The organism is Teichococcus aestuarii (genome assembly GCF_042651065.1).
GTDB lineage: Bacteria > Pseudomonadota > Alphaproteobacteria > Acetobacterales > Acetobacteraceae > Pseudoroseomonas > Pseudoroseomonas aestuarii.
Map to the genome: position 1 here is coordinate 1 of NZ_JBHSCH010000062.1, position 25,869 is coordinate 25,869.

Below are 25,869 nucleotides of genomic sequence, written 5' to 3' on the forward strand. Positions count from 1 at the left end.
GCCGCCAGCAGCGGCACCGCCGCGCGCGCGCGCGAGGCCAGGGTGGCCAGCAGCGGATCGGCGGCCGCGGGGGGCACCGGGGCGGCCCCGGCGGGCGGGGCGGATGGCGTGCCGGCGAAGCGGCGCAAAGCCGCCATCAGGGCCGGGTCGGCCGGCTGCTCGGGGCGATGCTCCAGCACCTGCCGGCGCTGGCGGCGCAGCGTGTCCACCGTCCGCAGCAGCAGCTCGGCCAGCGGCCGGTCGAGCGGCAGCCGGCCGGCACGGACCAGGCCAAGCACATCCTCCGCCGCGTGCGCCAGCGCCTTCAGCCCCTGGGCGCCCAGTGCGTCGCTCATGCCCTTCAGGCTGTGGAAGGCCCGGAACAGGGTGTTGACCGCCTCCGCCCCGGGCGCGGCCGCCGCCAGCGCCGCCTCGATGCCATCGAGATGCTCCTCGCTCTCGGCGGCGAACTCGGCCCAGAGGGCGTCCTCCTCCCCCAGCATCAACGCCCCTCCCCGGCGGGCGGCAGGCCGGCGGCGTGGCGCGCGGCGCGCAGGATGGCATCGCCCTGGCGGTCGCGCAGATCCGGGCTGAAGGCACCAGAGGGCTTGCCCACCACCGCCGCCGCGCCGAGGCGCCGCGCCTCGGCCGCCAGCGCGGTGCCGGGCCGCGCGGCGGAGGAGACCACCACCACCGCGCCCGGTCCCGTCAGGCTCCAGGCGCGCAGGGCGCCGATTCCGTCCAGCTCCGGCATCTCGATATCCAGCAGGGTGAGGTCCGGGCGCAGCGCCGCCATGCGCTCCAGCGCGGCATGGCCGTTGGCGGCCTCGCCCACCACGACGAAGGCGGGGTCGGCGGCCAGGCTCTCGCGCAGCAGGCGGCGCATCATGGCGCTGTCATCCACCAGCAGCACGCGGCAGCCTTCCGGCGGCGAAGCGTCCCGCGGGGGCGCCTCCTCCGGCGGCGGCAGGTCCGCGCCCGCCTCGGCGATGCGCGCCGCCTGCGCCCGCAGCCGCGCGGCGAGGCCCGCCAGCGCCCCCGGCGCGAAGGGCTCCGGCAGCGGCTCCGCCGTGGCCAGGATCTCGGACAGGGAGCGCAGCCCGAAGGCGCCGGCCATGCCGCGCAGCTGGTCCAGCAGGCGGGGGGCGGCGGTGGCCCCGGCCCCGGCAAGGGCCGCGGCGGCGGCCTCCCACTCCGGCAGGAAGGCCGCCAGCAGTTCCGGATCGAGCGGCTCGGTCATGGGCGCTTCCTTTCCGCCTCAGCCACGGGGCCCGGAGGGGGGCGCCGTGGACAGCAGCCGGGCGAGCCGGCGGCCCAGCGCCGCAGGCGCGGCGGCCTCCGCCGCCACCCCCGCCGCGCGCGGCGCAGCGGCGGCCGCCCCCGGCATGCCGGCGACGACGCAGCTGGCCGCCTCCTGCACCAGCACCATACCGCCCCGCGCCAGCAGCGGTGCCACGCCGGCTGCGCCATCCTGCCCCATGCCGCTCATCACCACCGCCACCGGCCGCCGCGCCGCCAGGGCGGCGGACTGGAACAGCCCGTCCACCGAAGGATGCACGAGCCCCGCCCCCGCCGCCAGCCGCAGGGTCAGCCCGCCCTCGGGGGCGCAGGCCAGGTGGCCGTCCGTGCCGCCCGGCAGCAGCAGCACCTCGCCCGGCACGAGGCGCCCGCCATGCGCGCCGAGCACCACGGGCTGCCCCGTGCGCGCCGCCAGATGCCGCGCGAAATCCGGCCCCAGCGCGGCCGGCATGTGCTGCGCCACCACGCAGGGCACCGGCAGCGCGCCCGCCGCCCCCAGCAGCGCGGCCAGCGCATCGGGGCCGCCGGTGGAAGCGCCGAGCAGCAGCAGGTCGAACCGCTCATCCTCACGGCTGCGTGGCGGCAGGGTGGAGATGGCCGGCACAGGCTGGGGCGGCAGGCGCTGGGGCGGCATGGGCTGGGGCGGCGGCAACCCGGCCGGGCGCTGGGTGGCCCAATGGCGCAGCCGGCCGCGCAACTCCCGGTCGATCTGCCCGAGATCGAGGCCGGACAGCGCCGAGCCCTTCCACAGGTAGTCCGCCGCGCCGCGTGCCAGGGCGGCCAGCGCCATCTCCGAGCCCTCGCGCGTGTGGTGGCTCACCATCACCACCGCGGGCGGGGCGGGCAGCGCCATCAGCCGCTCGGTCACGGCCAGCCCGTCCAGCCCGGGCATCTCCAGGTCGAGCGCCACCACGTCGGGCTGCAGACGCTCGGCCAGCTCCAGGGCGAGGTGGCCGTTGGCCGCCTCCCCCACAACCTTCAGGTCGCCATCCGCCTCGATGATCCGCCGCAGCGCCAGCCGCATGAAGCCGCTGTCGTCCACCACCAGGACGCGGATCATCACGCGCCTCCCGGCAGCAGAGCGGCCAGGGCGGCGGCGCGGCACACCGGCAGCGGGCGCTCGGGCGCGGCGCCGGGGGGCGCCATGGCCAGCGCCGCCACCAGCCCGGACGTCTCCAGGGCATGGATGTCGGCCTCCGGCCAGCGGCGCAGACCCTGCACGCCGCTCACCGCCAGGGCCAGGGGCGGCGTGCCGGCCAGCCGCAGCAGGGGCGGCGCGGGCTGCGCCGCCAGCACCGCCGGCTGGCCCAGCGCCTCGCCGCCATCCAGCACCGGCAGCACGTCGCCGCGATGCGCCACCACGCCGCGCAGCCGGCGGCTGCCGCCTGCCGGCACGGCGGCCGGCGCCTGGGGAGCCACCACGGCGGCCACTTCCTCCAGCGGCAGGGCGAAGTCGAGCACCCCCACCCGCGCCAGCAGCAGGACCCGGCTGGGCGCCACCGGCGGCGGCGGCGCGGCACGGTGCGGCGGCGCCAGGGCGCGCAATGGCGCGGCATCCGGCCCCGCCAGACGCGACGCCAGCCGCCCCGCCAGCAGCGACGTGGCCTCGCCCCCACCCTCCGGAACGAGGTGGTCGCAGGGCAGCGCGTAGCAGCGGCCTTCCAGCACCAGCACGGCCATCAAGGGCGCGGACCCGGCCGGCGGCGCGGCCGGGTCCAGCCAGGCCGGGTCCAGCAGCAGCGCCGCGCCGGCCTCCCCCGGCACCGGACCCAGCCCCAGCGCCCCCGGCGGATGGCCGGGCGGCGGGGACAGGGGCGGCATCGGCACCACGCGCAGCAGCACGCCCGGCGGCAGCGGCCAATGCCAGCCCTCCAGGTGCAGAAGCAGCCCCTCCTCCCGCCGCGACGCCGCAGGCAGGGCGGGCGCCAGGGCCGCGACCGGCGTCACCGGCGGCACGGCAAGGGGGGCGATATGCGGCAGAGGCAGCGGCGATGCCTCCGGCGGTGGTGGCGCCGCCACCGCATCGCCCGTGACGAGGTAGGCACCGGCCGGGCCCTCGCAGGCCAGCCAGGCCGCGCCGGCCCTGCCACCGGGCGCCAGGACCGGCACGGCCACGCCCTGCCGGAGCGCCAGCCCCAGCATGCCCGGCGGCATGCCTGGCACGGGACGCAGGGGAACCGGCGGAACCGCCCTGGCACCCGGCGGCAGGCGGAACCAGTGCCCGCCCGCCTGAAGCGCGGCTTCGCTCACCGGCACCACAGGCAGGGCTGGTCCTCCGCCCAGGGGCGAAGGCCGAGCTCCGGCGGCGGCAGATCGGTGGCGCCCAGAAGCAGCGCCCCGCCCGGCGCCAGCCGCGCAAGGAGCCGGCGCAGCACCCTCTCCCGCGCCTCGGAGGTCAGGTAGATCAGCACGTTGCGGCAAAGGATTACATCGAAGGACGGGCCTGCCCCGGGCAGATCGAGCAGATTGGCGCGCGCCACGCGCACGGAGACATACGGGCCGGGGCGCGCCTGTACCCCCTCGGCCGAAACCGTGAAGAAGCGGCGATAGGGCGGCGGCACATCGCGCAGCGGGTCGGGCGGGCCGGGCGGGAACAGGCCGCTGGCGGCCCGCTCAAGCGCCGGGCGGCAGAGGTCCAGGCCCAGCACCCGGGCCGGAAGCCCCGCCCCCGCCGCCAGCACGGCCAGGGTCCAGGCTTCCTCGCCGGTGGCGCAACCGGCGGAAAGCAGCTGCGCCGGCCGGCCCAGCCCGGCCAGCCCCGGCAGCACCCGCGCCGCCAGCCCCAGCCATTGCTTCGGCGTGCGGAAAAGCCGCGTCTCCTGCACCGTGACGGCATCGATCAGCCGGGCCCAGAAGGGGTCGTCCATCTCGGGGCTGGGCAGCCGCCCGGGCCCGGCCTCCGCGATGAGCGGCGCGGCGCGGCGCAGCCGGCCTTGCAGCACCATGCCGTCGGAGAGGCCGACCAGCCGCTCCAGCCCCTGGCTGGCCAGTGCCTCGGCCGGCAGGGGCGGCATCATGGCGCGCGCATGCCCCTGCCCTTCGCCCTGGCGCGGCTCAGGCGGCCAGGGCCTCGGCCCGTGTCGGATAGGCGGGGATGATGCGGTCGAATCCGGAAATCTCGAACACCTCGCGCACGGGGGATTGCAGGCCGCAGATGCTGAAGCCGCGGCCGGAGCCCACGCCCTGCTTGGCCGCGCGCAGCAGCACCCGCAGCCCCGCCGAGGAAACGTAGCGGACCGCCGCGAGATCAGCCACCACGGCGCCCTCCTCCAGCAGGGCCAGGAGACGCGCCTCGACCAGCGGGGCGGTCACGGTGTCGAGCCGTCCCTCCAGCACCGCCACCGTTGCGCCCTCCGCCCGGACCTCGACGATGTCCATAATCTCTCCCGCTCCTTGTCGCATTGCATCACGCCACGTCCAGCACGGCCAGCAGCCTGTTGCAGCCGGCTTCCCGCGCATAGTCCAGGCGCCGGGTCATCCGGCGCATAAGATGCAGCCCGAGGCCGCCCGCCATACGCTCTTCCAGCGGCCGGCCCGTGTCGGGCGGCGGCGCGGCCAGGGGGTCGAAGGGCGGCCCGTCATCGGCCAGGCGCAGATGCAGGCTCCCCGGCTCGCGCCACAGCGACAGCTCGGCATAGCTCGCCCCGGTCCCGTGCATCGCCACATTGGCCAGCCATTCCTCGCAGACCAGCGCCAGGCGCTGGGAGGGCCCCATCGGCAGGCCGGTCTCCTCCGCATAGGCCTCCAGCCGGTCCAGCAACACCGGCACGGCCTGCGCCCCGGGGCACAGGCGCAGCGACAGTTCCATGCTTCCCGCCATGCAGGCTGGTATCCTGTCCTTCCGATTCAGGCCACAGGGTAATGCCGTGGGCGGCGCCTGTCAGTCGGGGCCGCGTGGCGGGAGCCCGGGGGAAGGCGCCTTCAGAAGAAGCGCTCCGGCCGCTCCACGGCGCGGCGGTCGTTCCAGGCCAGGAAGGCCCGCACCAGCCGGATGACGAACCACACCAGGGCGAAGAACCCGAGGAGGAAGCCGAGCCCCACGAAGGACAGCACGAAGCTCACCACGCTGAGCGCGAGGCCGATCCAGAAGGTGCGGATCGCGTAGGTCAGGTGGGAGTGGTAGATGGTGCCCGCCGCATCGGCACGCTTCATGTAGGCCAGCACCACGCCGACCAGCACGGTGACGCCGAGCAGGAAGCTGGCGGCGTAGAGGCCGTGCACGGCGAGCGCGACGTTGCGCAGCCGGCTCTCGGCCTCGCGCGGCTGTGGCGTGACGGGGTCCATGCGGGGCCTCCCTGGCGGTTGCGCAGCCTGGCAGATGACCTCCCGCGCCGCCGGGTGCAAGGCCGGACGGGCCGCCCCGGCGGGCGGCCCCGGCCCGGACGCCTCAGGCGTGCTCCAGATCCAGCGCGTAGCCGGCGCTGCGCACGGTGCGGATGATGTCCACCTCGCCCTCGCCGTTCACCGCCTTGCGCAGGCGGCGGATATGCACGTCCACCGTGCGCGGCTCGACATGGATGTCGCGGCCCCACACCGCATCCAGCAACTGCTCGCGCGAGAAGACGCGGCCGGGATGCTGCAGGAAGAACTCCAGCAGCCGGTACTCGGTGGGGCCCAGATGCAGCGGCCGCCCGCCGCGCGAGACGCGGTGCGCGTCCTGGTCCATCGTCACGTCCTGCCAGGCCAGCGTGCCCTTGGTGGCGACGCCGCCGGAGCGGCGCAGCAGGGCGCGGATGCGCGCCAGCAGCGCCTCCATCACGAAGGGCTTGGCGATGTAGTCGTCCGCGCCCGTGTCGAGGGCACGGACGGCGTCCTGGTCCTCGGTGCGGGCGGTGACCATGATGATCGGCAGGCCACGCGTGTCGTGCCGGCGGCGCAGCTGGCGGCAGACCTCGAGGCCGGACATGGCGGGCAGCATCCAGTCCAGCAGCACGAGGTCGGGCGGCGCCTCGGCCACGCGCATCAGCGCCTCCTGGCCGTCGGCCGCCTCGTCCACCTGGAAGCCCTGCTTCTCCAGGTTGTAGCGCAGCAGGGTCAGCAGCGGCGCCTCGTCCTCGACCACCAGGATGGTCGGGCGGGGCATGCCGGAATTCAGCTCGGCCATGGCCGGGGTCTTTCCTCGGTCAGTCTCGCGGGTGCCGCGCTCAGGCGGGCGGGCGGACAACGGTGTAGGCGGAGGCGTCGGACTTCGGACGGTCCTCGGGCAGCATGTGGCCGAGCACGGCGTAGTGGACGGTCTCCGCGATGTTCGTCGCGTGGTCGCCGATCCGCTCGAAATTCTTGGCGATGAACAGCAGATGGGTGGCCGCGGTGATGTTGCGCGGGTCCTCCATCATGTGCGTCAGCATCTCGCGGAAGATGCCGTTGTAGATGTCGTCCACCGGCGCATCGGCGCCCCAGACGCGCTCGGCGGCGGCGGCGTCCTCCTTCACCAGCGCGTCGATCGCCTCCTTGAGGTTCTCCTGCACCAGCTTGGCCATCCACTGGAAGCCGTTGAGGCTGCCGAGGTGCGGCTGCTGCGAGACGACGATGGCGCGCTTGGCGGCGTTGCGGGCGTAGTCGCCGATGCGCTCGATGTCGGTCGAGACCTTCATGGCGGCGACGATCAGCCGCAGGTCGGCCGCCATCGGCTGGCGCAGCGCCAGGAGGCGGACGCAGAAATTCTCGATCTCGGTCTCCAGCGCGTCGATCTCGCCGTCGCGGCCGACGACGGCGCTGGCGAGCTCGGTGTCGCGGCGGATCAGGGCCGTGGCGGCGTCGGCCACCTGGCGTTCGGCCAGCCCGCCCATGCGGGCCACCATCTCGCGCAGGCGCTTGAGCTGTTCTTCGTAGGAACGCACGATGTGCTCGCTCTGCTGGGGCTGCGGGTCGGACGTCTCGGTCGGCAAGGTCTTCATGGCGCCCTCGTCAGCCGAAACGGCCGGTGATGTATTCCTGGGTCTTCTTCTGCTTGGGCGCGGTGAACATCTCCTCCGCAGGCGCCACCTCGATCAGCTCGCCGAGGTAGAAGAAGGCCACCTGGTCGGCGCAGCGCGCCGCCTGCTGCATGTTGTGCGTGACGATGGCGATGGTGAAGTCCTGCTTCAGCTCGTCGATCAGCTCCTCGATCTTGAGGGTGCTGATCGGGTCGAGCGCCGAGGTCGGCTCGTCGAGCAGGATCACCTCCGGGCGCACGGCAATGGAGCGCGCGATGCAGAGGCGCTGCTGCTGGCCGCCCGAGAGGCCCATGGCGTTGCTGTTCAGCCGGTCCTTCACCTCGCCCCAGATGGCGGCGCGCGTCAGCGCCCATTCCACCCGCTCGTCCATCTGGCTCTTCGAGAGCTTCTCGTGCAGCCGGACGCCGAAGGCGATGTTCTCGTAGATCGTCATCGGGAAGGGCGTCGGCTTCTGGAACACCATGCCGATGCGCGCGCGCAGCGCGTTCATGTCCACATCGGCGTCGAGGATGTTCTTGCCGTCGAGCAGCACCTGCCCCGTGGCGCGCTGGCCGGGGTAGAGGCTGTACATGCGGTTGAGCACCCGCAGCAGGGTGGACTTGCCGCAGCCCGAGGGGCCGATCATCCCCGTCACCTGCCGGTCCGGCAGGTCGAAGTTGATGCCCTTCAGCGCCTTGTTGGCGCCGTAGTAGAAGTCGAGATCGCGCACGGCGATGCGCGGCGCGTTCATCGCGGCGCCCGGCTTGGCGGCCACGGCGGTGTCCGCGCCGGTCTGGATCATGGAAACGCCCATGGTCTTCCTCACTTCCTGCGCAGCAGGCTGCGCGCCACGATGTTGAGCCCCAGCACGCCCAGGGTGATGATCAGCGCACCGGCCCAGGCCAGCGCGATCCAGTCCTGATAGGGCGAGCCGGCATAGGCGAAGATGGTGATCGGCAGGCTGGACATGGGCGCGGAGAGGCTGAGCGACCAGTTCAGGTTGCCGAGCGAGGTGAACAGCAGCGGCGCCGTCTCGCCCGCCACGCGCGCCACCGCCAGCAGCACGCCGGTGACGATGCCGGACGCCGCGGCCCGCCAGCAGACCAGCGTGATCATCTTCCACTTCGGCGCGCCGAGGCCGATGACGGCCTCGCGCAGCGTGTCGGGCAGCAGGCGGAGCATGTCCTCCGTCGTGCGCACCACGATGGGGATGACGATGATGGCCAGCGCCACCGAGCCGGCCCAGCCGGAGAAGCCGCCGAAGGGCACCACCAGGATCTGGTAGACGAACAGGCCGATCAGGATGGAAGGCGCCGAGAGCAGGATGTCCGAGACGAAGCGCACCGCGTTGGCCAGCGGCGAGTTCTTGGCATACTCGGCCAGGTAGGTGCCGACGAGCAGGCCGATCGGCGTGCCGATGGCGGTGCCGATGCCGGTCTGGATCAGGCTGCCGATGATCGGGTTCAGCAGGCCGCCCTCGGAGCCGGGCGGGCGCGTCATGTCGGTGAAGACGCGCAGGTTCAGCGCCGCGAAGCCGTTCCAGAACAGCGTGCCGAGGATGGAGAGCAGCAGCAGCAGCCCGACCGCCGTGGCGCCGTAGCAGGCGAACTTCACGAGGTGGGAGGTGGCGCGGCGGCGGCGGCCCAGGGCGGCGGCGACGCGCATGTCCTTGGCGGGGCCGCTGGCGGGGTGGAGGGTGGCGCTCATGGTGTTCAGGCCTTCAGCCGCTGCCGCAGCAGGAAGCGCGAGGCAGCCAGCACGATGAAGGAGATGACGAACAGGATGAAGCCCAGCCCCAGCAGGGCGGAGAGCTTGAGGCTGCCGAGCTCGCTCTCGCCGAACTCCAGCGCGACCACGGAGGCGATGGTGTTGCCCGGGCCGAACAGGCTGGTGGAGATGCGGTTGGCGTTGCCGATGACGAAGGTTACGGCCATGGTCTCGCCCAGGGCGCGGCCGAGGCCGAGCATGATGCCGCCCACCACCGAGACGCGGGTGTAGGGCAGCACCACGCTGCGCACCACCTCCCACTGCGTGCAGCCGAGGCCGTAGGCGCTCTCCTTGTAGACGGGCGGCACGGTCTCGAACACGTCGCGCATGGTGGCGGCGATGAAGGGCAGCACCATGATCGCCAGGATCAGCGCGGCGGTGAAGATGCCGGTGCCGAAGGGCGGGCCGGCGAAGAGGTTCTCCAGCACCGGCAGCGTGCCCAGCGTGTCGATGATGAAGGGCTGCAGGGTCGTCGACATGAAGGGGACGATCAGGAAGAAGCCCCACATGCCGTAGATGATGGAGGGCACCGCCGCCAGCAGCTCCACCGCCGTGCCGACCGGGCGCTTCAGCCAGGCCGGCGCCAGCTCGGTCAGGTAGAAGGCCACGCCGAAGGCCAGCGGCACGGCCATGATCAGCGCCAGCACCGCGGTGACGATGGTGCCGTAGATGGACACGCCGGCGCCGAACACCTCCTGCACCGGGTCCCACTCCGTCGAGGTGACGAAGCCGGGGCCGAAGGTGCGGAAGGCCTGCAGCCCACCCAGGAACAGCTCCAGGATGATGGCGCCGAGCAGCAGAAGCACGAGCACGCCGGCGCTGCGGCAGGCGGCGGCGAAGATGGCGTCGCCCAGCGCGCCGGAGCTTCGGCCCCGGCGCAATTCATGCGTGGGTGGCGGCGCCGTCTGGGCGGAGAGGGTTGCAGCCTGCTGCAAGGGGATGCTCCGGAAAGCGGGTTTGCGGGGCGGGATAGCGCCCGGCCCGGCTTGCGGGAAGCGGGCGGGTCCTTCCGGAACCGCCCGCCCTGGTCTCGTCCGCTCGTACTGGCCGGATTAGTTGGCCGGCCAGACCGGCTTGCCGTCCACCTTCACCTCGGCGGCCCAGGCGGCGCGGATGGCGCTCTCCACCGTCTCCGGCAGCGGGATGTAGTCGAGCTGCACGGCCATCTGGTCGCCGTTCTTGAAGGCCCAGTCGAAGAACTTCATCACGTTCTGCGCCCGGTTCGCGTCCTGCGGGTTCTTCGGCAGCAGGATGAAAGTGGGCGAGACGATCGGCCAGGACTTGTCGCCCTGGGTGTCGATCAGGCTGGCGGCGAAGTTCGGCGTGGACCAGTCGGCATTGGCGGCGGCGGCCTGGAAGGCCTCCGGCTCGGCCTGGACGAAGTTGCCGGCCTTGTTGCGCAGCTGGGTGGTCACCAGCTTGTTCTGCGCCGCATAGGCGTGCTCGACATAGCCGATGGCGCCGCGCACGTTGCGCACCGTGCCCGCCACGCCCTCATTGCCGCGGGCGCCGGTGCCGGCGGCCCACTTCACCGAGGTGCCGACGCCGACGCGCTGCTTGAACTCGCTGGAGACGGCCGAGAGGTAGGAGACCCACACATAGGTCGTGCCCGAGCCGTCGGCGCGGTAGACCGGCGCGATCGCCAGGTTCGGCAGATTCAGCCCCGGGTTCATCTCGACCAGCTTGGGGTCGTTCCACTTGGTGATCTTGCCCAGGTAGATCTCGGACAGCAGCTCGCCCGTCAGGCGCATCTGGTGGTCCTCGACGCCCGGGATGTTCACGATGGCGACGAGGCTGCCCATGGTCGAGGGGAACTGGAGCAGGTTGTGCTCCTGCAGCTGCTCGGCCGTCATCGGCGCGTCGGAGGCGCCGAAATCGACGGTGCGGTTGCGGATCTGCGCCTGGCCGGCGCCCGAGCCGACGGACTGGTAGTTGAGCTGGATGCCCGCGCCTTCCTTCGCCGCCTCGCCCCACTTCTGGTAGAGCGGGTTGGGGAAGCTCGCGCCCGCCCCGGTGATGGTCGCCTGCTGCGCGTGCGCGGTCATGGACAGGCCAAACGTGGCCACAACGCCAGCCGCCAGGGCCAGAAGTCGATTGCTCACCATATCTCTCCGTTCTTGCGTCCGGTCCTGGCCGCGCAGGGCACGGCGGGGGGCCGGTTCGGTTGGACGCCTTCTAGGCCCGGGGCACGACGACTCTATTTCATATTTATGAAGGTTCGATGACAGGCCGGGCGCTTCACACTGCCCTCAACCCTTGAAACTCTTGCCCTGGCGGCTGGTTGTTCGGGCCAGCATGCCGCATCCACAACGTGCCAGGGGCCCGCGGCCACACCGGTGGACAGCCTGGCCTGGCCCATCGAAGGAAACCCATGGCTCTCCGTACGCCATGGGTATCCGGGCTTTTGCACGTCCGCAGGAAGCATCCCGGCTCCGCCTCCGCAGGCCCGCTGCCGGCGCGTCGCGGCCCGCCGGCGCGGCTGCCGCAATCCCTTCACATCCGGCGCCGCCTTCCTCGTCGCCCGAGAACCGATCCGAGAACCGCCGATGAGCCAGCAGCCTTCCGCCCCTCCCGCGGCCGTGCAGCCCCGCCAGCCGGGGCGGGAATGGGCGATGGACCCCGCCCCCCGTTCCGCCATGCGCGACTACCGCGCCGCCGGGAAGCTGGCCGGCAAGGTCGCCCTCATCACCGGCGGCGACAGCGGCATCGGCCGCGCCGTGGCGGTGGGCTTTGCCAAGGAGGGCGCCGACATCGTCATCGGCTACCTGGAGGAGCACGAGGATGCGCGGGAGACGGAGCGGCTGGTGAAGGAAGCAGGCCGCGAGATCCTGCTCTGCCATGGCGATATCGGGGATCCGGCGGTGGCCGGGCGGCTGGTGGCCGAAACCGTCGCGCGCTTCGGCCGCATCGACATCCTGGTGAACAACGCCGCCGAGCAGCATGTGCACCACGACTTCGCCAGCATTCCGGTGGACCAGGTGGAAGCCACCTTCCGCACCAACATCCTCTCGCAGTTCTGGATGACGCGCGCGGCGCTGCCGCACATTCCGCGCGGCGGGTCCATCATCAACAGCACCTCCGTCACCGCCTATCACGGCAGCCCGACGCTGATCGACTACGCCGCCACCAAGGGGGCAATCGTCGCCTTCACCCGCTCGCTCTCCACCGCCCTGGCCGAGCAGGGCATCCGCGTCAACGCGGTGGCCCCGGGCCCGATCCGCACGCCGCTGATCCCGGCCACATTCGATGCAGAACGCATGGAGAAGCACGGCCAGTCCGCCCCCATGGCCCGCCCCGGCGAGCCGGATGAGGTGGCGCCGTGCTACATTTTCCTCGCCGGGCCGGATGCGTCCTACATGTCCGGGCAGGTTCTGCACCCGAATGGAGGCACCGTGGTCAATGGGTAGTCGCGGCAAGAGGGGAGGCAAGGATCAGGGGAAAGCCGGACGCCATCCCGGTGCGGCGCTTCCCGGGTGATCAAGATCGTCTCGCGCCTGCCGCGGGCCGGAGGTGTCATCTCCAGCCAGCTCGTGGCGCTTGGCTGCGCGTTGGCGGGCATGCTGGCATGGGAGGCCGCCGAGGCCCTATGGCCCGGCACCCATGGCCCGGCCCTGCTGCTGCCGGCCATCGCCCTTGCCGGCGCCGTCGGTGGCCGTCCGGGCGGGGTGGGTTGCGTGCTGTTCCTGTCCCTGCTCACGCTCGGGGAGGAACTGGCCCTTGGGCATGGAACCCTGTCGGGCGGGGAGGCGCTGACGCTGCTGGCGGCGGGCCTGCTGGTGGCACTGGTGGCCGGCGAGCTGCGCCACGTCACCGACGAGGGAAACCAGCTCCGGCAGGCCCTGCACGAGATGGAGGCGCTGGGCCAGGCAGGCCGATGGAAATGGAACGTGGCCAGCCAGACCATCAGCCTCTGCGCCAGCGCCTGGCGCGTGCTCGGGCGTCCCGCCGGCACGGGGCCCGTCTCCCTGGGGCAGTTGCACAACCACCTCCACCCCGATGATCTGGAGGCCTTCCGGCAGGCTGGCCGCGATCTGGAGACAGCGCCGGTCGAGGTGGTGTTCCGCCTGCTGCCCAGCGCCACGGGCGAGACGCGCGCCCTTCTGCTGCGCGGCCGGCCCGCCGGGCCGGGGGAAGCCGCCGGCGTGCTGATGGATGTCACGGCGCAGCACAGGGCGGAACAGGACTGGGCCCGGGCCGTCGCCCGCCATGAACGACTCTACCGGGAATTGACGCATCGGGTGAAGAACAACTTCCAGCTCGTCTCCAGCCTGCTGCGCCTCCAGGCCCGGCGCACCCCGCCGGAGGTGAAGGCGGCACTGGAGATGGCGGGCGAGCGCATCCAGAGCATGGCGGCGCTGCACGAGGCGCTGCATCAGGCTGGCGACGCCGGGAGCGTCCCGCTCGATCGCTATCTGGAAACCTTCGCCCACTGGATCATCCGCCACTGGATGGCGCGGCGGCCGGTGGTCCTCCATGTGGAGACGGTTCCGGCATCGCTCAGCAGGGACCGTACCCTGCCTCTTGGCATGGCCGTGGCGGAGATGGTGAGCAACGCGCTCCGCCATGCCTTCCCGGATGGGCGGCACGGCAACATCCACCTCCGCCTCGAGCGCGAGGAGGACATGCTGGTGCTGAGTGTCGAGGATGACGGGGCGGGCATGGACGCGCTGGCGGCCATGCGGTCCGCCGGGTTCGGCATGACGCTGCTGCAATCCTGCGCACGCCAGCTGGACGGGGACCTGCTCACCGAGCACCGTCCCCGGACCCGGTTCAGCCTGCGCTTCCCGGAGGCAACGCCGGACTGAACGGGCGGGCGATGCCGGTGTCTCAGCCGCCCTTTTTCGTGTTTTCCGTGTCTTCCTTCTCAGGCTCTTCCCAGCCGACCGTCTGCGTCGGGCTGGACTGGGACGGCGGGTCGCTGGCCGGGAAAGTGTCCTCCAGGGCCTTCTCCAGCTCCTGGTCGTTCTGGCGGGCGTCCTTGCCCTGGGTCACGGGCTGATGGGGCGGGGAGCGGGTTTCCGGCGAGGCCATCGCGGTTCTCCTTGGATCTGTCAGCCGGGCCTGCGTGCCGGCATTCAAGATGAGCAACCCTCGGCGGCCGGGCCGGTTGCATCATCACAGCCCAGGCCAAGGACAGGACCCATGACCGCCCTCCGCCCGGCGGTACCCGGAAAGCTGCTGGAGACCGCCCTCTATGTGCGGGACCTGCGCGCGACACGCTGGTTCTACGAGCACATCCTGGGGCTGGAGTGCCTGCGGGCCACCGACACCTTCTGCGCCCTCGGCATCGGTCCTGGCGTGCTGCTGCTGTTCCGGCGGGGCAGCGCCGCGGCCGCCACCGAGACGCCGGGCGGCCATATTCCGGGGCACGATGCCGGCGGCCGGCAGCACATCGCGCTCGGCGTGGCGGCCGAGACCCTGCCGGCCTGGCGGGAATGGCTGGCGCTGAACGTCGTCGCGGTGGAGGGGGCGGTCTCCTGGCCAAGCGGCGGCCACAGCCTGTTCCTGCGGGACCCGGAAGGGCATCTGGTGGAGCTGGCGACGCCCGGCCTCTGGCCAGGGCGCTGAGCGGAACGTCCCTTGCCGGACGATTCTGCCGGAGCGGCGTGCTCAGAAGCCGTCCAGCGGCTGCTCCGGTGCATCGGCCAGATAGGCCAGGACGGCGCGGCCCAGGGCTTCGACATCCTCGACGGTGGTGAATTCGTTCACCGCCTCCTGGCGCTGCCCGGGCCGTGTCAGCCCGCCGACCAGGATCTCCTGCACGCCGGCCTGCTGCACGAAGCCGAAGGCCGACCCTTCCAGGCTGCTCGCGCGGCGGAACCCATCGGGCGCGAAGCCGAAGCCCCAGCTCAGCGCGCGTTGCCAGCGGGCGCCGTGCGGCCCCTCCTCCGGCGCCAGGGCGGCGGGCAGGTGGCGCACCATCCGGCATTCCAGGGCACAGCCAGGAACCTCCAGCCCGGCCATGGCCGCGCGCAGCTCCTCCAGCGCGGCCTCCGCGCCTTCCTCGGGCGTGAAGCGGCGCTGCACGACCACGGTGCAGCGCCGCCGTATGCCGCCATCCGGGCTCATGCTCACGGAGGCGACCGAAAGCTGGGCGGAGAGCTGGATGCCCTCGCCCTCCAGGGCGGCGGGCAGGGTGCTGAGACGCTGCGATACCTGGTGCTGCAGCTCCGCCAGCCGCGCCAGGACTGGCAGCGCGGCCTCGGCATCGGCGGCGCCGTCGATGCGCAGTTCAACCGTCAGCAGTCCCAGCGCCCCGGCCCAGATGCGGGGCGCGGCCATCCCGCCCAGCGACAGGAAATGGCCCCTCACCTCGCCCTGCTCGCAGAGATGGCGCAACACGGCGCCGCTGTCGTCATGGGGGGTGAACAGCAGCACGGGGTCGAAGCGCAGCGGCAGCCCCACCGCATCGGCCGCGCGCAGGGCCGCCCATACGGCGGCGATGGCCCCCTGCCCGCCGCGCGTGCCACAGCCGAAAAGCTGGCTGCCCCGGCGGGTCAGGGCATGGGGAGGGCGCGTCCAGCGGGGATCGGGCGCGGCGACGCTCAGCGGCATGTGGATGGAGCAGACCGGGCGGCCGGTGCGGCGGGCGGCGACAAGGCTGGCCGGGGCGGGCTCCGTCTGCGCGGCCTCATCGCCACGCGCCTCACCCGGCGGGGCGATGCGCCGCAGGTTGAAGCCGAGCGGCGCGAACATCTCCTGGAGGGTCTGCGCCAGGGCGGTATGGGCCAGCGCCGTGCGGGCGGACGGCGCCTCCCCAACGGAGAGATCCAGCCCGACCAGGCGTGCCAGCCCGTCGATCCAGCCGGTGGCGCCCAGCAAAGGCGCGGCGAGGCTCAGCCGGTCGATGGCGAGATCATCCCCAGAATCGAAAGACGTCTGCTCGTGCCACGGCATCAATCCTGCTTCTCCTCGATCCGCCAAACGTCGGCCAGTCCTCCTTCCAGGACGACGAAGCGCCATTCTTTGTCCGTGAAGCTCCGCCTCTAGCAGATATGGAAGCCGGCAGGAGGGAGGGCATCACCTCCGCACAGCAACTTGAACGAGACCAGACCGCCTCAACGAAACTGTGGGCGGCGTCCCCGATCACCGCCGGAAGGGCGCGGGCCGCGGGCGGTGTGCCCTGCCGGCACCGGCTCCACGCGGATATGCGGGTCGTCCGCATCCGGCCGGCGGGCCGCGGCGGCGAAGCGGCCGGCGGCATAGGCGGCCACCTCGAACTGCGTCTCCCGACCCAGGATGCGGATGCGGCCGATCTCGTCGCGCGCCACCTGGCCGCGCCGGCACAGGAAGGGCAGCACCCAGCGGGGATCGGCATTGCCGTCGCGCCCCACATTGATGCGGAACCACACGCCTTCCTGCCCCGGGCCGGTCGGGCGCTCGCGCACCGGGCGGCGCGGCGGGCCGGCCTCCACGGCAGAAAGCTCCTCCGGCGCCGGCAGCGGCGCGCGCAGCACCTTCACCAGCGCGGCGGCGATGGCCTCCGGCGCGGCGCCGCCGTCCAGCAGGGCGCGGGCCACGGCGGTGTCGTCGGCCGAGGGCTCCTCGGCCAGCAGGGCCTGGGCCTGGGCGGCCAGCCGCTCGGCATCGCGCGCATGGATGGCCTCGGCGGCCGGCGGCGGGCCCCATTCGGCCTCGACGCGCGCGGCCATCAGCAGCCGCTCGGCCATCCGGCGGCGGCTCGGCGGCACGATCAGCACCGAGGTGCCCTTGCGCCCCGCCCGGCCAGTGCGGCCGGAGCGGTGCAGCATGGTCTCCGGCTCCTTCGGCAGCTCGGCATGGATGACCAGGCCGAGATCCGGCAGGTCGATGCCGCGCGCCGCCACGTCGGTGGCGACGCAGACCTGGGCGCGGCCGTCGCGCAGCCCCTGCAGGGCGCGGCTGCGCTCGGCCTGCGAGAGCTCGCCGGAGAGCGCCACGGCGGAGAAGCCGCGCTCGGAGAGGTTGCCGTGCAGCCGCGCCACCGCCGCGCGGGTGGAGCAGAAGACAATGGCGCGCGGGCTGTCGGAGACGCGCAGCAGGTTCACCACCGCCCGCTCCACGTCATAAGGCGCCACCAGCACCGCCTTGTAGGCGATGTCGACATGCTGGCCGCCCTCGCCTTTGGCCTCGATGCGCAGGGCGTCGCTCTGGAAGTTCTCGGCCAGGCGCGCGATCTCGCGCGGCACGGTGGCGGAGAACAGCAGGGTGCGGCGGTCCTCCGGCGCGGCGCCGAGGATCTTCTCCAGCTCCTCGCGGAAGCCGAGGTCGAGCATCTCGTCCGCCTCGTCCAGCACCACGGCGCGCAGCGCCTCGGGGCGGAGATTGCCGCGGTCCAGGTGGTCGCACAGCCGGCCCGGCGTGCCGACGACGATGTGCGCGCCCTGCGAGAGGGCGCGGCGCTCCGCCACCGGGTCCATGCCGCCGACGCAGCTGACCACGCGCCCGCCGGCCGCGGCGTAGAGCCAGGAAAGCTCGGTCCGCACCTGCAGCGCCAGTTCGCGCGTCGGCGCCACCACCAGGGCCAGGGGGGCGCCGGCGGGCGGCAGGCGCTCCGCCTCGCCCATCAGCTCCGGCGAGACGGCGAGGCCGAAGGCCACTGTCTTGCCCGAGCCGGTCTGCGCCGAGACGAGCAGGTCGCGCCCCGCCGTCTCCGGCTCCAGCACCGCCGCCTGCACGGCGGTGGGCTCGGCATAGCCGCGCTCGGTGAGGGCGCGCAGAAGCGCTTCGGGCATCACAGGAAAAGGCATGTGTTCGAAAGATCCGCCACGGTCGGGTGGTGCGCACCCGGGTCTGGGGCGCTTCCTCTGCGGGATGTGGGCGCGATGGCGCCGCTCACCCGGCAGGATGCCGCGCCTTCTACAGCCTCTGCGCGAGATTTGCACGCCATGGCTGATCACGAGGACGAGCCATGCGTTCAGCGCATGGTCTTATGAGGCGCTTCCATGCTTGCGGTCGGGCTGTGGTTTCTCCATTCTCCGCATCGGAAGGGGAATATGCCTTCCCGCGGGGATTTGACGGATGCAGCTTGCGCCGCGACACCAAGTGCTAAAGCGCCAGGAAGCCGGGCTGCGGGCCGGGAGGGTGAAGCCCTCCGCCGCCGGTCGCTTCGTGGGTCATCCGACCGTGTTGGAGATGCCCGGAGTGCCCATGACCTGTCGAATGCCCCTCTGCTGAACGCCGGATTGCTGACCGCCGGCTGATCCGCCAGGCACGGTGCCGCCGTGCCGCCGCGCCGCGTGGCGCCCTCCTCCCCCGCTTTCACGTCATCGGAACTGCCATGTCTGTTTCTGCCGCCGCGCCGGCGCCGCCGCCCGCGCAGCCCGGGGCCGTAACCGGAGCCGGCCCCGGCCCCGCCATCGACCTGCGCGACCTGCGCCGCCTCTTCACCGGGCGCGGCGCCGCGACGAAGGCGCTGGACGGCGTCTCGCTGCAGGTGGCGCCGGGCGAGATCTTCGGCATCGTCGGCCGCTCGGGCGCCGGCAAATCCACCCTGATCCGCTGCGTGAACCTGCTGGAGCGCCCTGATTCCGGCGCGGTGCGGGTGCTGGGCGAGGACCTGCTCGGGCTGGACGGCACGGCGCTGCGCGAGCGGCGCCGGCGCATCGGCATGGTGTTCCAGCACTTCAACCTGCTCTCCTCCCGCACCGTGGCGGACAATGTCGCCTTCCCGCTGGAGGTGGCCGGCGTGCCGCGCGCCGAGCGCGCCCAGCGCGTGGCGGAGGCGCTGGCCCTGGTGGGGCTGGCCGACAAGGCGGGCGCCTACCCGGCGCAGCTCTCGGGCGGGCAGAAGCAGCGCGTCGGCATCGCCCGCGCGCTCGCCCCACGCCCGCGCATCCTGCTCTGCGATGAGGCGACCAGCGCGCTCGACCCCGAGACGACGCAGGAGATCCTGGCGCTGATCAAGCGGCTGCGCGACCAGCTCGACCTCACCGTGCTGCTCATCACCCACGAGATGGCGGTGGTGAAGGAGATCTGCGACCGCGTGGCGGTGATGGAGCGCGGCCAGGTGATCGAGGAGGGCCGGGTGTTCGACGTCTTCACCCGGCCGCGCCACCCCACCACGCGCCGCTTCATCGCCGACACCATCGGCCATTTCATCCCGCCCGGCACCGTGGCCCGCCTCCCCGCCCCGCGCGAGGGAGAGGAGCGGCGCCTGCTGCAGGTGCTCTTCGCCGGGCCGAACAGCACGCGCGCCGTCATCAGCGAGGCCTCGCGCCGCTTCGCGCTCGACCTCGACATCATCTCGGGCCGCATCGACGAGATCGCCGGCGAGCCCTTCGGGCTGATGGCGCTTGCCGCCTATGGCAGCCCGGAGCAGATCGACGCCGCCACAGCCTGGTTCACCGAGCTGGGCCTGACCGTGACCCCGGTGGACGCCCCGACCCTCCAGACCAAGGCGGAGGCCGCCTGACATGATCCCCTGGCTCACCCCGATGCTGGAGCAGCTCTTCGTCGAGGCTGCCATCGAGACGCTGACCATGGTCGGCGGCGCCGCCGCCATCGCCATCGTCTTCGGCCTGCCGCTGGCGCTGCTGCTGCACGCCACCGACCGTGGCGGGCTGGCGCAGAACGGGCTGGTGAACCGGCCGCTCGGCCTGCTGATCAACGCCGTCCGCTCCACCCCCTTCATCATCCTGATGGTGGCGATCGTGCCCTTCACCCGGCTGGTGGCCGGCACCTCGATCGGCACGGGCGCGGCCATCGTGCCGCTGGCGCTGGCCTCCACGGCCTTCATCGCCCGCCTGTTCGAGACCGCCTTCCGCGAGGTGGACCGCGGCGTGGTCGAGGCCGCCCGCGCCATGGGCGCCACCCGGCTGCAGATCCTGTGGAAGGTGCTGGTGCCGGAGGCGATGCCCGGCCTGATCGCCGCCGTTACCGTCACGCTGGTGAGCCTCGTCGGCTACTCGGCCATGGCCGGCGCGGTGGGCGGCGGGGGCCTGGGCGATCTCGGCATCCGCTTCGGCTACCAGCGCTTCATGCCGGAGGTGATGGCGAGCGTCGTCATCGTGCTGATCCTGTTCGTGCAGGGGCTGCAATCGCTGGGCGACTGGCTGGTGCGCCGTGTCCGCCGCCGCTGACCGTAGACCCGATACAAAAAAGAAGGAGACCGCCATGTCCCTGAACCGCCGCACGCTGCTCGGCAGCGGCCTCGCCCTGCCCTTCCTGGGCAGCCTTCCGGCCCGCGCGCAGGAGATCGGCACGCAGTCCCGCCCGCTGCGCATCGGCGGCACCGCCGGGCCGCACAGCCAGGTGCTGGAGAAGGTGCAGGAGATCGCCGCGCGCGACGGGCTGGTGCTGCGCATCGTCCCGTTCTCCGACTACATCACGCCGAACGCGGCGCTGGCGGCCAAGGACCTGGACGCCAACAGCTACCAGCACCAGCCCTTCCTCGACCAGACGGTGCGGGACCGCAACCTGCCGCTGGTGGCGGTGGGCAAGACGCTGGTCTTCCCGATGGGCGTCTATTCCCGCAAGCACAAGAAGATCGCCGACATCCCGAATGGCGGCCGCATCGCCATCCCGAACGACCCGACCAATGGCGGCCGCGCCCTGGCCCTGCTGGCGGCGAACGGCGCCTTCAAGCTGACCGAGGGCGCCGATTTCCGCGCCACCGTGGCCGATGTGACGGAGAACCCGAAGCGCCTGCGCATCATCGAGCTGGAGGCCGCGCAGATCCCGCGCACGCTGGACGAGGTGGAGGCCGCGGCCATCAACACCAACTTCGCCATCCCCGCGGGGCTGAACCCGGTGCGCGACGCCGTCGCCATCGAGAGCGCCGACAGCCCCTATGCCAACCTCATCGCCGTGCACCGCGACAACAAGGACGCCCCCTGGGTGAAGCGCCTCGTCGCCGCCTACCAGAACGATGAGATCAAGAAGTTCGTGCAGGAGACCTTCCAGGGCTCCGTCGTTCCCGCCTTCTGAGGAGTGGCCGCCATGCTGAACCGTCGTACCCTGATCCTCGCCGGCGGCGCGCTGCTGCTGCCGGCCATCCTCCGCGTGCCGGCCTTCGCGCAGGGCGCGGGCGAGATCGGCACCGCCGCGCGGCCGCTGCGCGTCGGCGTCACCAGCGGCGTGCACGCCCAGGTGCTCGAAGTGGTGCGCGACGTGCTGGTGAAGCAGGGCTTCGTGCTGAAGATCACCGAGTTCTCGGACTTCATCCAGCCCAACGCGGCGCTGGCGGCGGGCGAGATCGACGTCAACACCTACCAGCACCAGCCCTTCCTCGACGCGCAGAAGGCGCAGCGCGGCTACGACTTCGTGCCCGTGGGCAAGACCGTGCTGACGGTGATGGGCGTGTTCAGCAAGAAGCACAAGGCGCTGGCGGACCTGCCGAACGGCGCCCGCGTCGCCATCCCGAACGACCCGACCAATGGCGGCCGCGCCCTGCTGCTGCTGGCCAAGGCCGGTGTCATCGAACTGAAGTCCGGCGCCGACTACCGCGCCACGGTGGCCGACATCACCGGCAACCCAAAGCGCGTGCGCATCGTCGAGCTGGAGGCCGCCTCCATCGCCCGCAGCCTCGATGACGTGGACGCCGCCGCCATCACCGGCAACTACGCCGTGCCCGCCGGGCTGAACCCGCTGAAGGAAGGCCTGGCCATCGAGGGCACCGACAGCGCCTATACGGTGCTGGTCGTCACCCGCCGCGGCGATGAGGGCAAGCCCTGGGCGCAGACCCTGGCGCGCGCCTATGCCGACCCGGCGGTGAAGGACTTCGTCGAGAAGACCTTCGGCGGGGCGGTCATCGTCGGGGCCTGAAGCCAGGCTTTTGTCGGTTTGGCGCAACGCCAAACCGACAAAGTCTTTTTGCTTCTTTTTCTTCAGAAAAAGAAGATCTTACTTCTCCAATCCGACCACCACACTCTCGCCGCAGCCCGGCGCGCGGAACCGCGCCTCCGGCAGCCCGGCCTCGGCGAGTGCCGCGCGCAGCCCCTCCACCGGTTCGTCGATGCCTTCCTGCGTCAGCTTGAAGGTGCCGAAATGCATCGCCAGCGCCTCGCGCGCCCGCAGCACCGCGAAGGCGCGCACCGCCTCCTCCGGGTTCACGTGCACCACCTGCATGAACCAGCGCGGCGCATAGGCGCCGATCGGCAGCAGGGCGAGATCGATGCCGCCATGGCGCTGGCCGATCTCCTCGAAATGCGCGCCCCAGGCGGAGTCACCGGCGAAGTAGATCCGCCCGCCCGAGGCCGGCTCGATCATGAAGCCGCCCCAGAGGGTGTGCGCCCGGTCGTGCAGGCCACGCGCGGCGAAGTGGCGGGCCGGCAGGAAGCGCGCCGCGCCACCGCCGGGCAGCGGCGCCTCCTGCCACCAGTCCAGCTCCGCCACATCGCGCATCCCATGCCTCGCCAGCAGCCTCGCATTGCCGAGGCCGGTGAGGATGCGCGGCGCGAAGCGGGCGTGCAGGCGCCTCAGCGTCGGGATGTCGCAATGGTCGTAGTGGTTGTGGCTGAGCAGCACGAGGTCGATGCGCGGCAGCGCCTCGAAGGCCAGGCCCGGCGGCCGCACCCGCTTCGGCCCCATGAAGGAGAAGGGGCTGCACCGCTCGCTCCAGATCGGGTCGGTCAGCATCACCGGCCCGCCATGCGGCTGGATCAGGAAGCTGGCATGGCCGAGGAAGGTGACGGTGGCATGGCCCGGCGGCGGCGCGGGCGGAGCCGGGAAGACGGGGTTCTCCACCCGCTCCGGCCAGGGCGTGCCGCCGCGCTCGCGCATCAGCCGCCACAGCGCGCCGAAGCTCTGGCCGGGGCGCGAGCCATCGGGGTTGAGGAACACCCTGCCCTCCCGGCGCGCGCCCTGCGGCGGCGGCAGCGGCGCTCCACTCACTCCGGCAGCGCCACGCCGAGCCGCCCGGCGAGGTCGAGGATGAACTGCCACGCCACGCGGCCCGAGCGCCCGCCGCGCGTGACAGACCACTCCACCGCCGCGCGGTGCAGCTCTTCCTGGCTGACCGGCAGCTTCAGCGCGGCGGCATAGCCCTCCACCATGGCGAAGAAGGTGTTCTGGTCGGCGTTGTGGAAGCCGATCCACAGCCCGAAGCGGTCGCTGAGGGAGACCTTCTCCTCCACCGCCTCGCCGGGGTTGATGGCGCTGCTGCGCTCGTTCTCGATCATGTCGCGCGGCATCAGGTGGCGGCGGTTGCTGGTGGCGTAGAACAGCACGTTGGGCGGCCGCCCCTCGATGCCGCCATCCAGCACCGATTTCAGCGCCTTGTAGTCCTGGTCCTCGCGCTCGAAGGAGAGGTCGTCGCAGAACACCAGGCAGCGGCGCGTGCCGCCGCGCAGGATGTTCAGCAGCTCCGGCAGGGTGCGGATGTCCTCGCGCTGGATCTCGATCAGCGCCAGGCTGCCGGGCGTCTCGGCATTGGCGGCGGCGTGGGCGGCCTTCACCAGCGAGGACTTGCCCATGCCGCGCGCGCCCCAGAGCATGGCGTTGTTGGCCGGCAGCCCGGCGGCAAAGCGGCGGGTGTTCTCCAGCAGCAGGCCCTTCTGCCGGTCCACCCCCTGCAGCAGGCCGATCTCCACCGCCGCCACGCGCGGCACCGGCGCCAGCATGGCCGGGCTGCCGCCGTGGGTGGCGGGGTGCCACACGAAGGCGTCGGCCGCGCCGAGATCGGGCCGGGCCGGCGGCGGCGGCGCCAGGCGCTCCAGCGCCGCGGCGATGCGGGCCAGGGTGGGCATCAGAGGGTGGTCGGCGGTGTCGGACAAGCGGGACGCTCCTGGGGCCCTGGCGGGGCGTTCATCGCCCTCGCGGGCGGCAAGGTGTTGACGGCAGGGGCCGGGAGGCTAGTTTCGCCGGCCACACCCGGCAAGACGGAAGCAGCCCCCATGTTCATCTCCCCCGCCTATGCCCAGGACGCAGCCGCCGCCGGCGGTGCCGCCGGCATCGTCATGCAGCTCCTGCCGCTGATGCTCATCTTCGTGGTCTTCTACTTCCTGCTGATCCGCCCGCAGCAGAAGCGCGCCAAGGAGCACCGCGCGATGCTCACCCAGCTGAAGCGCAACGACCGCGTCATCACCGCTGGCGGCATCCTGGGCACCGTGACGAAGGTCAAGGAAGGCTCGGAGGAGGTCGAGATCGAGATCGCGCCGAATGTGCGCATCAACGTGGTGCGCAGCACCATCAGCACGCTGGTGAAGCCGGTGGCCGCCAACGACGTCAAGCCGGCCGCCTGACACCACGACGCCGCCGTCCAGAGAAAAACCCGGGAAGCACCGCTTCCCGGGTTTTTTTGTCGGACTGCCGTGTCATGGGCGAGACGTCGGGCGCCTTGCTGGAGCGGAGCGGTCCGATCCCGCGCCGGAAGCGGGAACCGCGACCCTGGGCCCTTGCGGTCCGCTTCCGTGCCGCGCCCCCCTGTCCCGGCCCTGACCGGCAGCTTGCAGAAAAATCAGGCCGTCTGGCCGGACTTCAGGCCACCGTTGAGCATCAGCTCCTCGACCTTCTCCCAGTTCACCAGCTTGTTCAGGAAGTTGTCGAGGTAGTTCGGGCGGACGTTGCGGAAGTCGAGGTAGTAGGCGTGCTCCCACACGTCGGCGCCGAGGATCGGCGTGCCTTCGCCGGTGGAGACCGGGTTGGCGCCGTTCGGCGTCTTGGTCACCTTCAGCTTGCCGGACTGGTCCATCACCAGCCAGGCCCAGCCGGAGCCGAACTGCGTCACGCCGGCCTGCTTGAAGGCCTCCTTGAACTGCGCGAGACCGCCGAAATCCTCGTCGATCTTGGCGCCGATCTTGCCGGGCAGGCTGTCGCCGCCGCCATTCGGCTTCATCACCTGCCAGAACAGGATGTGGTTCCAGTGCTGGCCGGCCTGGTTCAGCACGGGCAGGCCGTCGGCGCCGGCCTTGCCGGCCTCGGCGACGATCTGCTCCAGCGACTTGCCGGACAGGCCCTTACTCTCCACCAGGCCGTTCAGCGCGGTGACATAGGCGTTGTGGTGCTTGCCATGGTGCAGCTCCAGCGTCTCCTGGCACATGCCGGAGGCGGCAAGGGCGGAGGCGTCGTAAGGCAGCGGCGGAAGGCTGAAAGCCATGAGCTGTTCTCCCGATGAATGATTGGACTCGGACGGGCAAGCATCGACCGGCGCCGGAGTTGCGGCGCCGCGCGCTGAAACAGCTAGGCGTGCCCCGATGTGGCGTCAAGCAAGGCCCCTGACGCTTGCACGGCACGGAATGGTGTTCATAACCCTGCCGATGGCCGATCCCGCTCCCCTCTCCCCGATCGCCGCGCTGGCGCGGCGCCACGACCCCGACCGCTTCCTCTGCACGCTGTTCGCCCCGCCAGAGACGCGCGACACGCTGGGCCTGCTGATCGCCTTCAACCATGAGTTGGCGCGGGCGCGGGAGGTGGCGAGCAACGCCATGACCACGCTGATCCGCCTGCAATGGTGGCGCGAGGCGGTGGAGGAGGCGCAGGCCGGGGCGCCGCCCCGCCGGCACGAGGTGGCGGCGCCGCTGGCCGAGGCGATCCGCGCCGGCACGCTGGCGCCGGAGGACCTGCTTGGCATGGTGGATGCCCGGGAGGCGGAGGCGGAGGAGGAGATCCCGAGCCGGGCCGCGCTGCTGGCGCTGCTGCGCGGCTCATCGGGCGGGCTGGCCGTGGCCATGGGGCGGGTGCTGGGGGCGCCGGCTGCCTGTCTGCCCGGGCTGCAGGCGGTGGGCGCCGCCTATGGGCTGGCCGGGGTGCTGCGCAACACGCCCGCCCTGTCCATGCAGGGCCGCTGCCTACTGCCCGCCGACCTGCTGGCCGAGCACGGCCTGACCCCGGCCGACGTGGCGCGCGACCCGCGCCAGCAGGGCACCGACGCGGCCGCCCGCATCCTGGCCGGGGAAGGCCAGGCGCTGCTGCGCGAGGGGCGCATGAAGCTCGCCGCCCTGCCGCGCGGCGCCGTGGCGGGCAGGGCGACGGCCCCCTCCGGCCCGGTGCC

29 protein-coding genes are annotated in these 25,869 nt (G+C 72.3%); 9 read left to right on the top strand and 20 right to left on the bottom strand.

The window, feature by feature from the left end; translation table 11 throughout:
- The 14 genes from ACFOY6_RS19025 to pstS all read right to left on the bottom strand — a co-directional run.
- The coding region (locus tag ACFOY6_RS19025; protein WP_379651947.1) for an Hpt domain-containing protein at nt 1-482 on the bottom strand (482 nt) is incomplete at its 3' end.
- Nucleotides 482-1,219 carry a response regulator gene (locus tag ACFOY6_RS19030; RefSeq protein ID WP_219929755.1) on the bottom strand — a complete coding sequence of 246 codons (738 nt, stop codon included), beginning with the start codon at nt 1,217-1,219 and terminating at the stop codon, nt 482-484. The genes ACFOY6_RS19030 and ACFOY6_RS19025, both read right to left, overlap by 1 nt.
- 18 nt (nt 1,220-1,237) lie before the next feature.
- Complete coding sequence (locus ACFOY6_RS19035; protein ID WP_379651948.1) at nt 1,238-2,338, bottom strand: chemotaxis protein CheB; 1,101 nt, start codon at nt 2,336-2,338, stop codon at nt 1,238-1,240.
- On the bottom strand, nt 2,338-3,420 hold the full coding sequence (locus ACFOY6_RS19040; RefSeq protein WP_379651949.1) for a chemotaxis protein CheW: 1,083 nt from the start codon (nt 3,418-3,420) through the stop codon (nt 2,338-2,340). Before ACFOY6_RS19040 ends, ACFOY6_RS19035 begins: the two co-directional genes overlap by 1 nt.
- 104 nt (nt 3,421-3,524) lie before the next feature.
- Nucleotides 3,525-4,295, bottom strand: coding sequence for a CheR family methyltransferase (locus tag ACFOY6_RS19045; protein WP_379633901.1), 771 nt, complete (start codon nt 4,293-4,295; stop codon nt 3,525-3,527).
- Between the two features lie 37 nt (nt 4,296-4,332).
- On the bottom strand, nt 4,333-4,656 hold the full coding sequence (locus ACFOY6_RS19050) for an STAS domain-containing protein (protein WP_379651950.1): 324 nt from the start codon (nt 4,654-4,656) through the stop codon (nt 4,333-4,335).
- A gap of 28 nt (nt 4,657-4,684) precedes the next feature.
- Complete coding sequence (locus tag ACFOY6_RS19055) at nt 4,685-5,098, bottom strand: ATP-binding protein (RefSeq protein WP_379651951.1); 414 nt, start codon at nt 5,096-5,098, stop codon at nt 4,685-4,687.
- Nucleotides 5,099-5,199: 101 nt separating this feature from the next.
- Nucleotides 5,200-5,562, bottom strand: coding sequence for a DUF4870 family protein (locus ACFOY6_RS19060; protein WP_379633895.1), 363 nt, complete (start codon nt 5,560-5,562; stop codon nt 5,200-5,202).
- A gap of 103 nt (nt 5,563-5,665) precedes the next feature.
- Entirely contained in the window at nt 5,666-6,382 is a 717-nt protein-coding gene (phoB, locus tag ACFOY6_RS19065) for a phosphate regulon transcriptional regulator PhoB (protein WP_109517632.1), read from the bottom strand.
- Between the two features lie 40 nt (nt 6,383-6,422).
- Nucleotides 6,423-7,175, bottom strand: coding sequence for a phosphate signaling complex protein PhoU (phoU, locus tag ACFOY6_RS19070; protein WP_109517631.1), 753 nt, complete (start codon nt 7,173-7,175; stop codon nt 6,423-6,425).
- A gap of 10 nt (nt 7,176-7,185) precedes the next feature.
- Nucleotides 7,186-7,995 carry a phosphate ABC transporter ATP-binding protein PstB gene (pstB, locus tag ACFOY6_RS19075; RefSeq protein ID WP_109517748.1) on the bottom strand — a complete coding sequence of 270 codons (810 nt, stop codon included), beginning with the start codon at nt 7,993-7,995 and terminating at the stop codon, nt 7,186-7,188.
- 20 nt (nt 7,996-8,015) lie between these two features.
- On the bottom strand, nt 8,016-8,900 hold the full coding sequence (pstA, locus tag ACFOY6_RS19080; RefSeq protein ID WP_181378165.1) for a phosphate ABC transporter permease PstA: 885 nt from the start codon (nt 8,898-8,900) through the stop codon (nt 8,016-8,018).
- A 5-nt stretch (nt 8,901-8,905) separates the two neighbouring features.
- On the bottom strand, nt 8,906-9,901 hold the full coding sequence (pstC, locus tag ACFOY6_RS19085; protein WP_109517630.1) for a phosphate ABC transporter permease subunit PstC: 996 nt from the start codon (nt 9,899-9,901) through the stop codon (nt 8,906-8,908).
- A gap of 111 nt (nt 9,902-10,012) precedes the next feature.
- Nucleotides 10,013-11,065: a phosphate ABC transporter substrate-binding protein PstS gene (gene pstS / locus ACFOY6_RS19090; RefSeq protein ID WP_379651952.1), complete on the bottom strand. Its 1,053-nt coding sequence runs from the start codon at nt 11,063-11,065 to the stop codon at nt 10,013-10,015.
- 441 nt (nt 11,066-11,506) lie between these two features.
- Between pstS and ACFOY6_RS19095 the strand changes: the two genes are divergently transcribed.
- Together ACFOY6_RS19095 and ACFOY6_RS19100 are read left to right on the top strand one after the other, a co-directional pair.
- Nucleotides 11,507-12,367, top strand: a complete 861-nt coding sequence (locus tag ACFOY6_RS19095) for an SDR family oxidoreductase (RefSeq protein WP_379651953.1) — start codon at nt 11,507-11,509, stop codon at nt 12,365-12,367.
- Between the two features lie 66 nt (nt 12,368-12,433).
- Entirely contained in the window at nt 12,434-13,765 is a 1,332-nt protein-coding gene (locus ACFOY6_RS19100) for a sensor histidine kinase (protein ID WP_379651954.1), read from the top strand.
- A 22-nt stretch (nt 13,766-13,787) separates the two neighbouring features.
- Here ACFOY6_RS19100 and ACFOY6_RS19105 read toward each other — a convergent pair whose 3' ends face one another.
- Nucleotides 13,788-13,991 (bottom strand): hypothetical protein, encoded by a 204-nt coding sequence (locus ACFOY6_RS19105; RefSeq protein ID WP_379633884.1) that lies wholly within the window; start codon nt 13,989-13,991, stop codon nt 13,788-13,790.
- A 111-nt stretch (nt 13,992-14,102) separates the two neighbouring features.
- Here ACFOY6_RS19105 and ACFOY6_RS19110 point away from each other — a divergent pair, with 111 nt between their 5' ends.
- On the top strand, nt 14,103-14,528 hold the full coding sequence (locus ACFOY6_RS19110; protein WP_379633883.1) for a VOC family protein: 426 nt from the start codon (nt 14,103-14,105) through the stop codon (nt 14,526-14,528).
- Nucleotides 14,529-14,570: 42 nt separating this feature from the next.
- Here the strand turns inward: ACFOY6_RS19110 and ACFOY6_RS19115 are convergent, their stop codons facing one another.
- Together ACFOY6_RS19115 and ACFOY6_RS19120 are read right to left on the bottom strand one after the other, a co-directional pair.
- Nucleotides 14,571-15,857 carry a M20/M25/M40 family metallo-hydrolase gene (locus tag ACFOY6_RS19115; protein WP_379651955.1) on the bottom strand — a complete coding sequence of 429 codons (1,287 nt, stop codon included), beginning with the start codon at nt 15,855-15,857 and terminating at the stop codon, nt 14,571-14,573.
- A 161-nt stretch (nt 15,858-16,018) separates the two neighbouring features.
- Nucleotides 16,019-17,689, bottom strand: a complete 1,671-nt coding sequence (locus ACFOY6_RS19120; protein WP_109517623.1) for a DEAD/DEAH box helicase — start codon at nt 17,687-17,689, stop codon at nt 16,019-16,021.
- 530 nt (nt 17,690-18,219) lie between these two features.
- Between ACFOY6_RS19120 and ACFOY6_RS19125 the strand changes: the two genes are divergently transcribed.
- Genes ACFOY6_RS19125 through ACFOY6_RS19140 form a run of 4 tightly spaced genes read left to right on the top strand, consistent with a single transcriptional unit; the run spans nt 18,220 to nt 21,704 of the window.
- Nucleotides 18,220-19,353, top strand: a complete 1,134-nt coding sequence (locus tag ACFOY6_RS19125; RefSeq protein ID WP_379633877.1) for a methionine ABC transporter ATP-binding protein — start codon at nt 18,220-18,222, stop codon at nt 19,351-19,353.
- Nucleotide 19,354: 1 nt separating this feature from the next.
- Nucleotides 19,355-20,020: a methionine ABC transporter permease gene (locus tag ACFOY6_RS19130; protein WP_109517621.1), complete on the top strand. Its 666-nt coding sequence runs from the start codon at nt 19,355-19,357 to the stop codon at nt 20,018-20,020.
- Nucleotides 20,021-20,054: 34 nt separating this feature from the next.
- The gene (locus ACFOY6_RS19135) at nt 20,055-20,867 is read left to right on the top strand and encodes a MetQ/NlpA family ABC transporter substrate-binding protein (RefSeq protein ID WP_109517620.1); all 813 of its coding nucleotides are present in this window, start codon (nt 20,055-20,057) and stop codon (nt 20,865-20,867) included.
- 12 nt (nt 20,868-20,879) lie between these two features.
- The gene (locus ACFOY6_RS19140; RefSeq protein ID WP_379651956.1) at nt 20,880-21,704 is read left to right on the top strand and encodes a MetQ/NlpA family ABC transporter substrate-binding protein; all 825 of its coding nucleotides are present in this window, start codon (nt 20,880-20,882) and stop codon (nt 21,702-21,704) included.
- A gap of 78 nt (nt 21,705-21,782) precedes the next feature.
- Here the strand turns inward: ACFOY6_RS19140 and ACFOY6_RS19145 are convergent, their stop codons facing one another.
- A complete protein-coding gene (locus ACFOY6_RS19145) occupies nt 21,783-22,721 on the bottom strand; it encodes an MBL fold metallo-hydrolase (RefSeq protein WP_379651957.1) in 939 nt (312 codons plus the stop codon).
- 47 nt (nt 22,722-22,768) lie between these two features.
- On the bottom strand, nt 22,769-23,626 hold the full coding sequence (locus ACFOY6_RS19150) for an ATP-binding protein (protein ID WP_379651959.1): 858 nt from the start codon (nt 23,624-23,626) through the stop codon (nt 22,769-22,771).
- 147 nt (nt 23,627-23,773) lie between these two features.
- Here ACFOY6_RS19150 and yajC point away from each other — a divergent pair, with 147 nt between their 5' ends.
- Nucleotides 23,774-24,121 carry a preprotein translocase subunit YajC gene (gene yajC / locus ACFOY6_RS19155; RefSeq protein WP_109517618.1) on the top strand — a complete coding sequence of 116 codons (348 nt, stop codon included), beginning with the start codon at nt 23,774-23,776 and terminating at the stop codon, nt 24,119-24,121.
- 215 nt (nt 24,122-24,336) lie between these two features.
- Here yajC and ACFOY6_RS19160 read toward each other — a convergent pair whose 3' ends face one another.
- Nucleotides 24,337-24,975, bottom strand: a complete 639-nt coding sequence (locus ACFOY6_RS19160; RefSeq protein ID WP_109517617.1) for a superoxide dismutase — start codon at nt 24,973-24,975, stop codon at nt 24,337-24,339.
- Nucleotides 24,976-25,114: 139 nt separating this feature from the next.
- On the opposite strand from ACFOY6_RS19160, the gene ACFOY6_RS19165 reads away from it, so the two are divergent.
- Nucleotides 25,115-25,869 (top strand): phytoene/squalene synthase family protein (locus ACFOY6_RS19165; protein WP_379651958.1); only part of this gene is annotated, 755 nt, incomplete at its 3' end.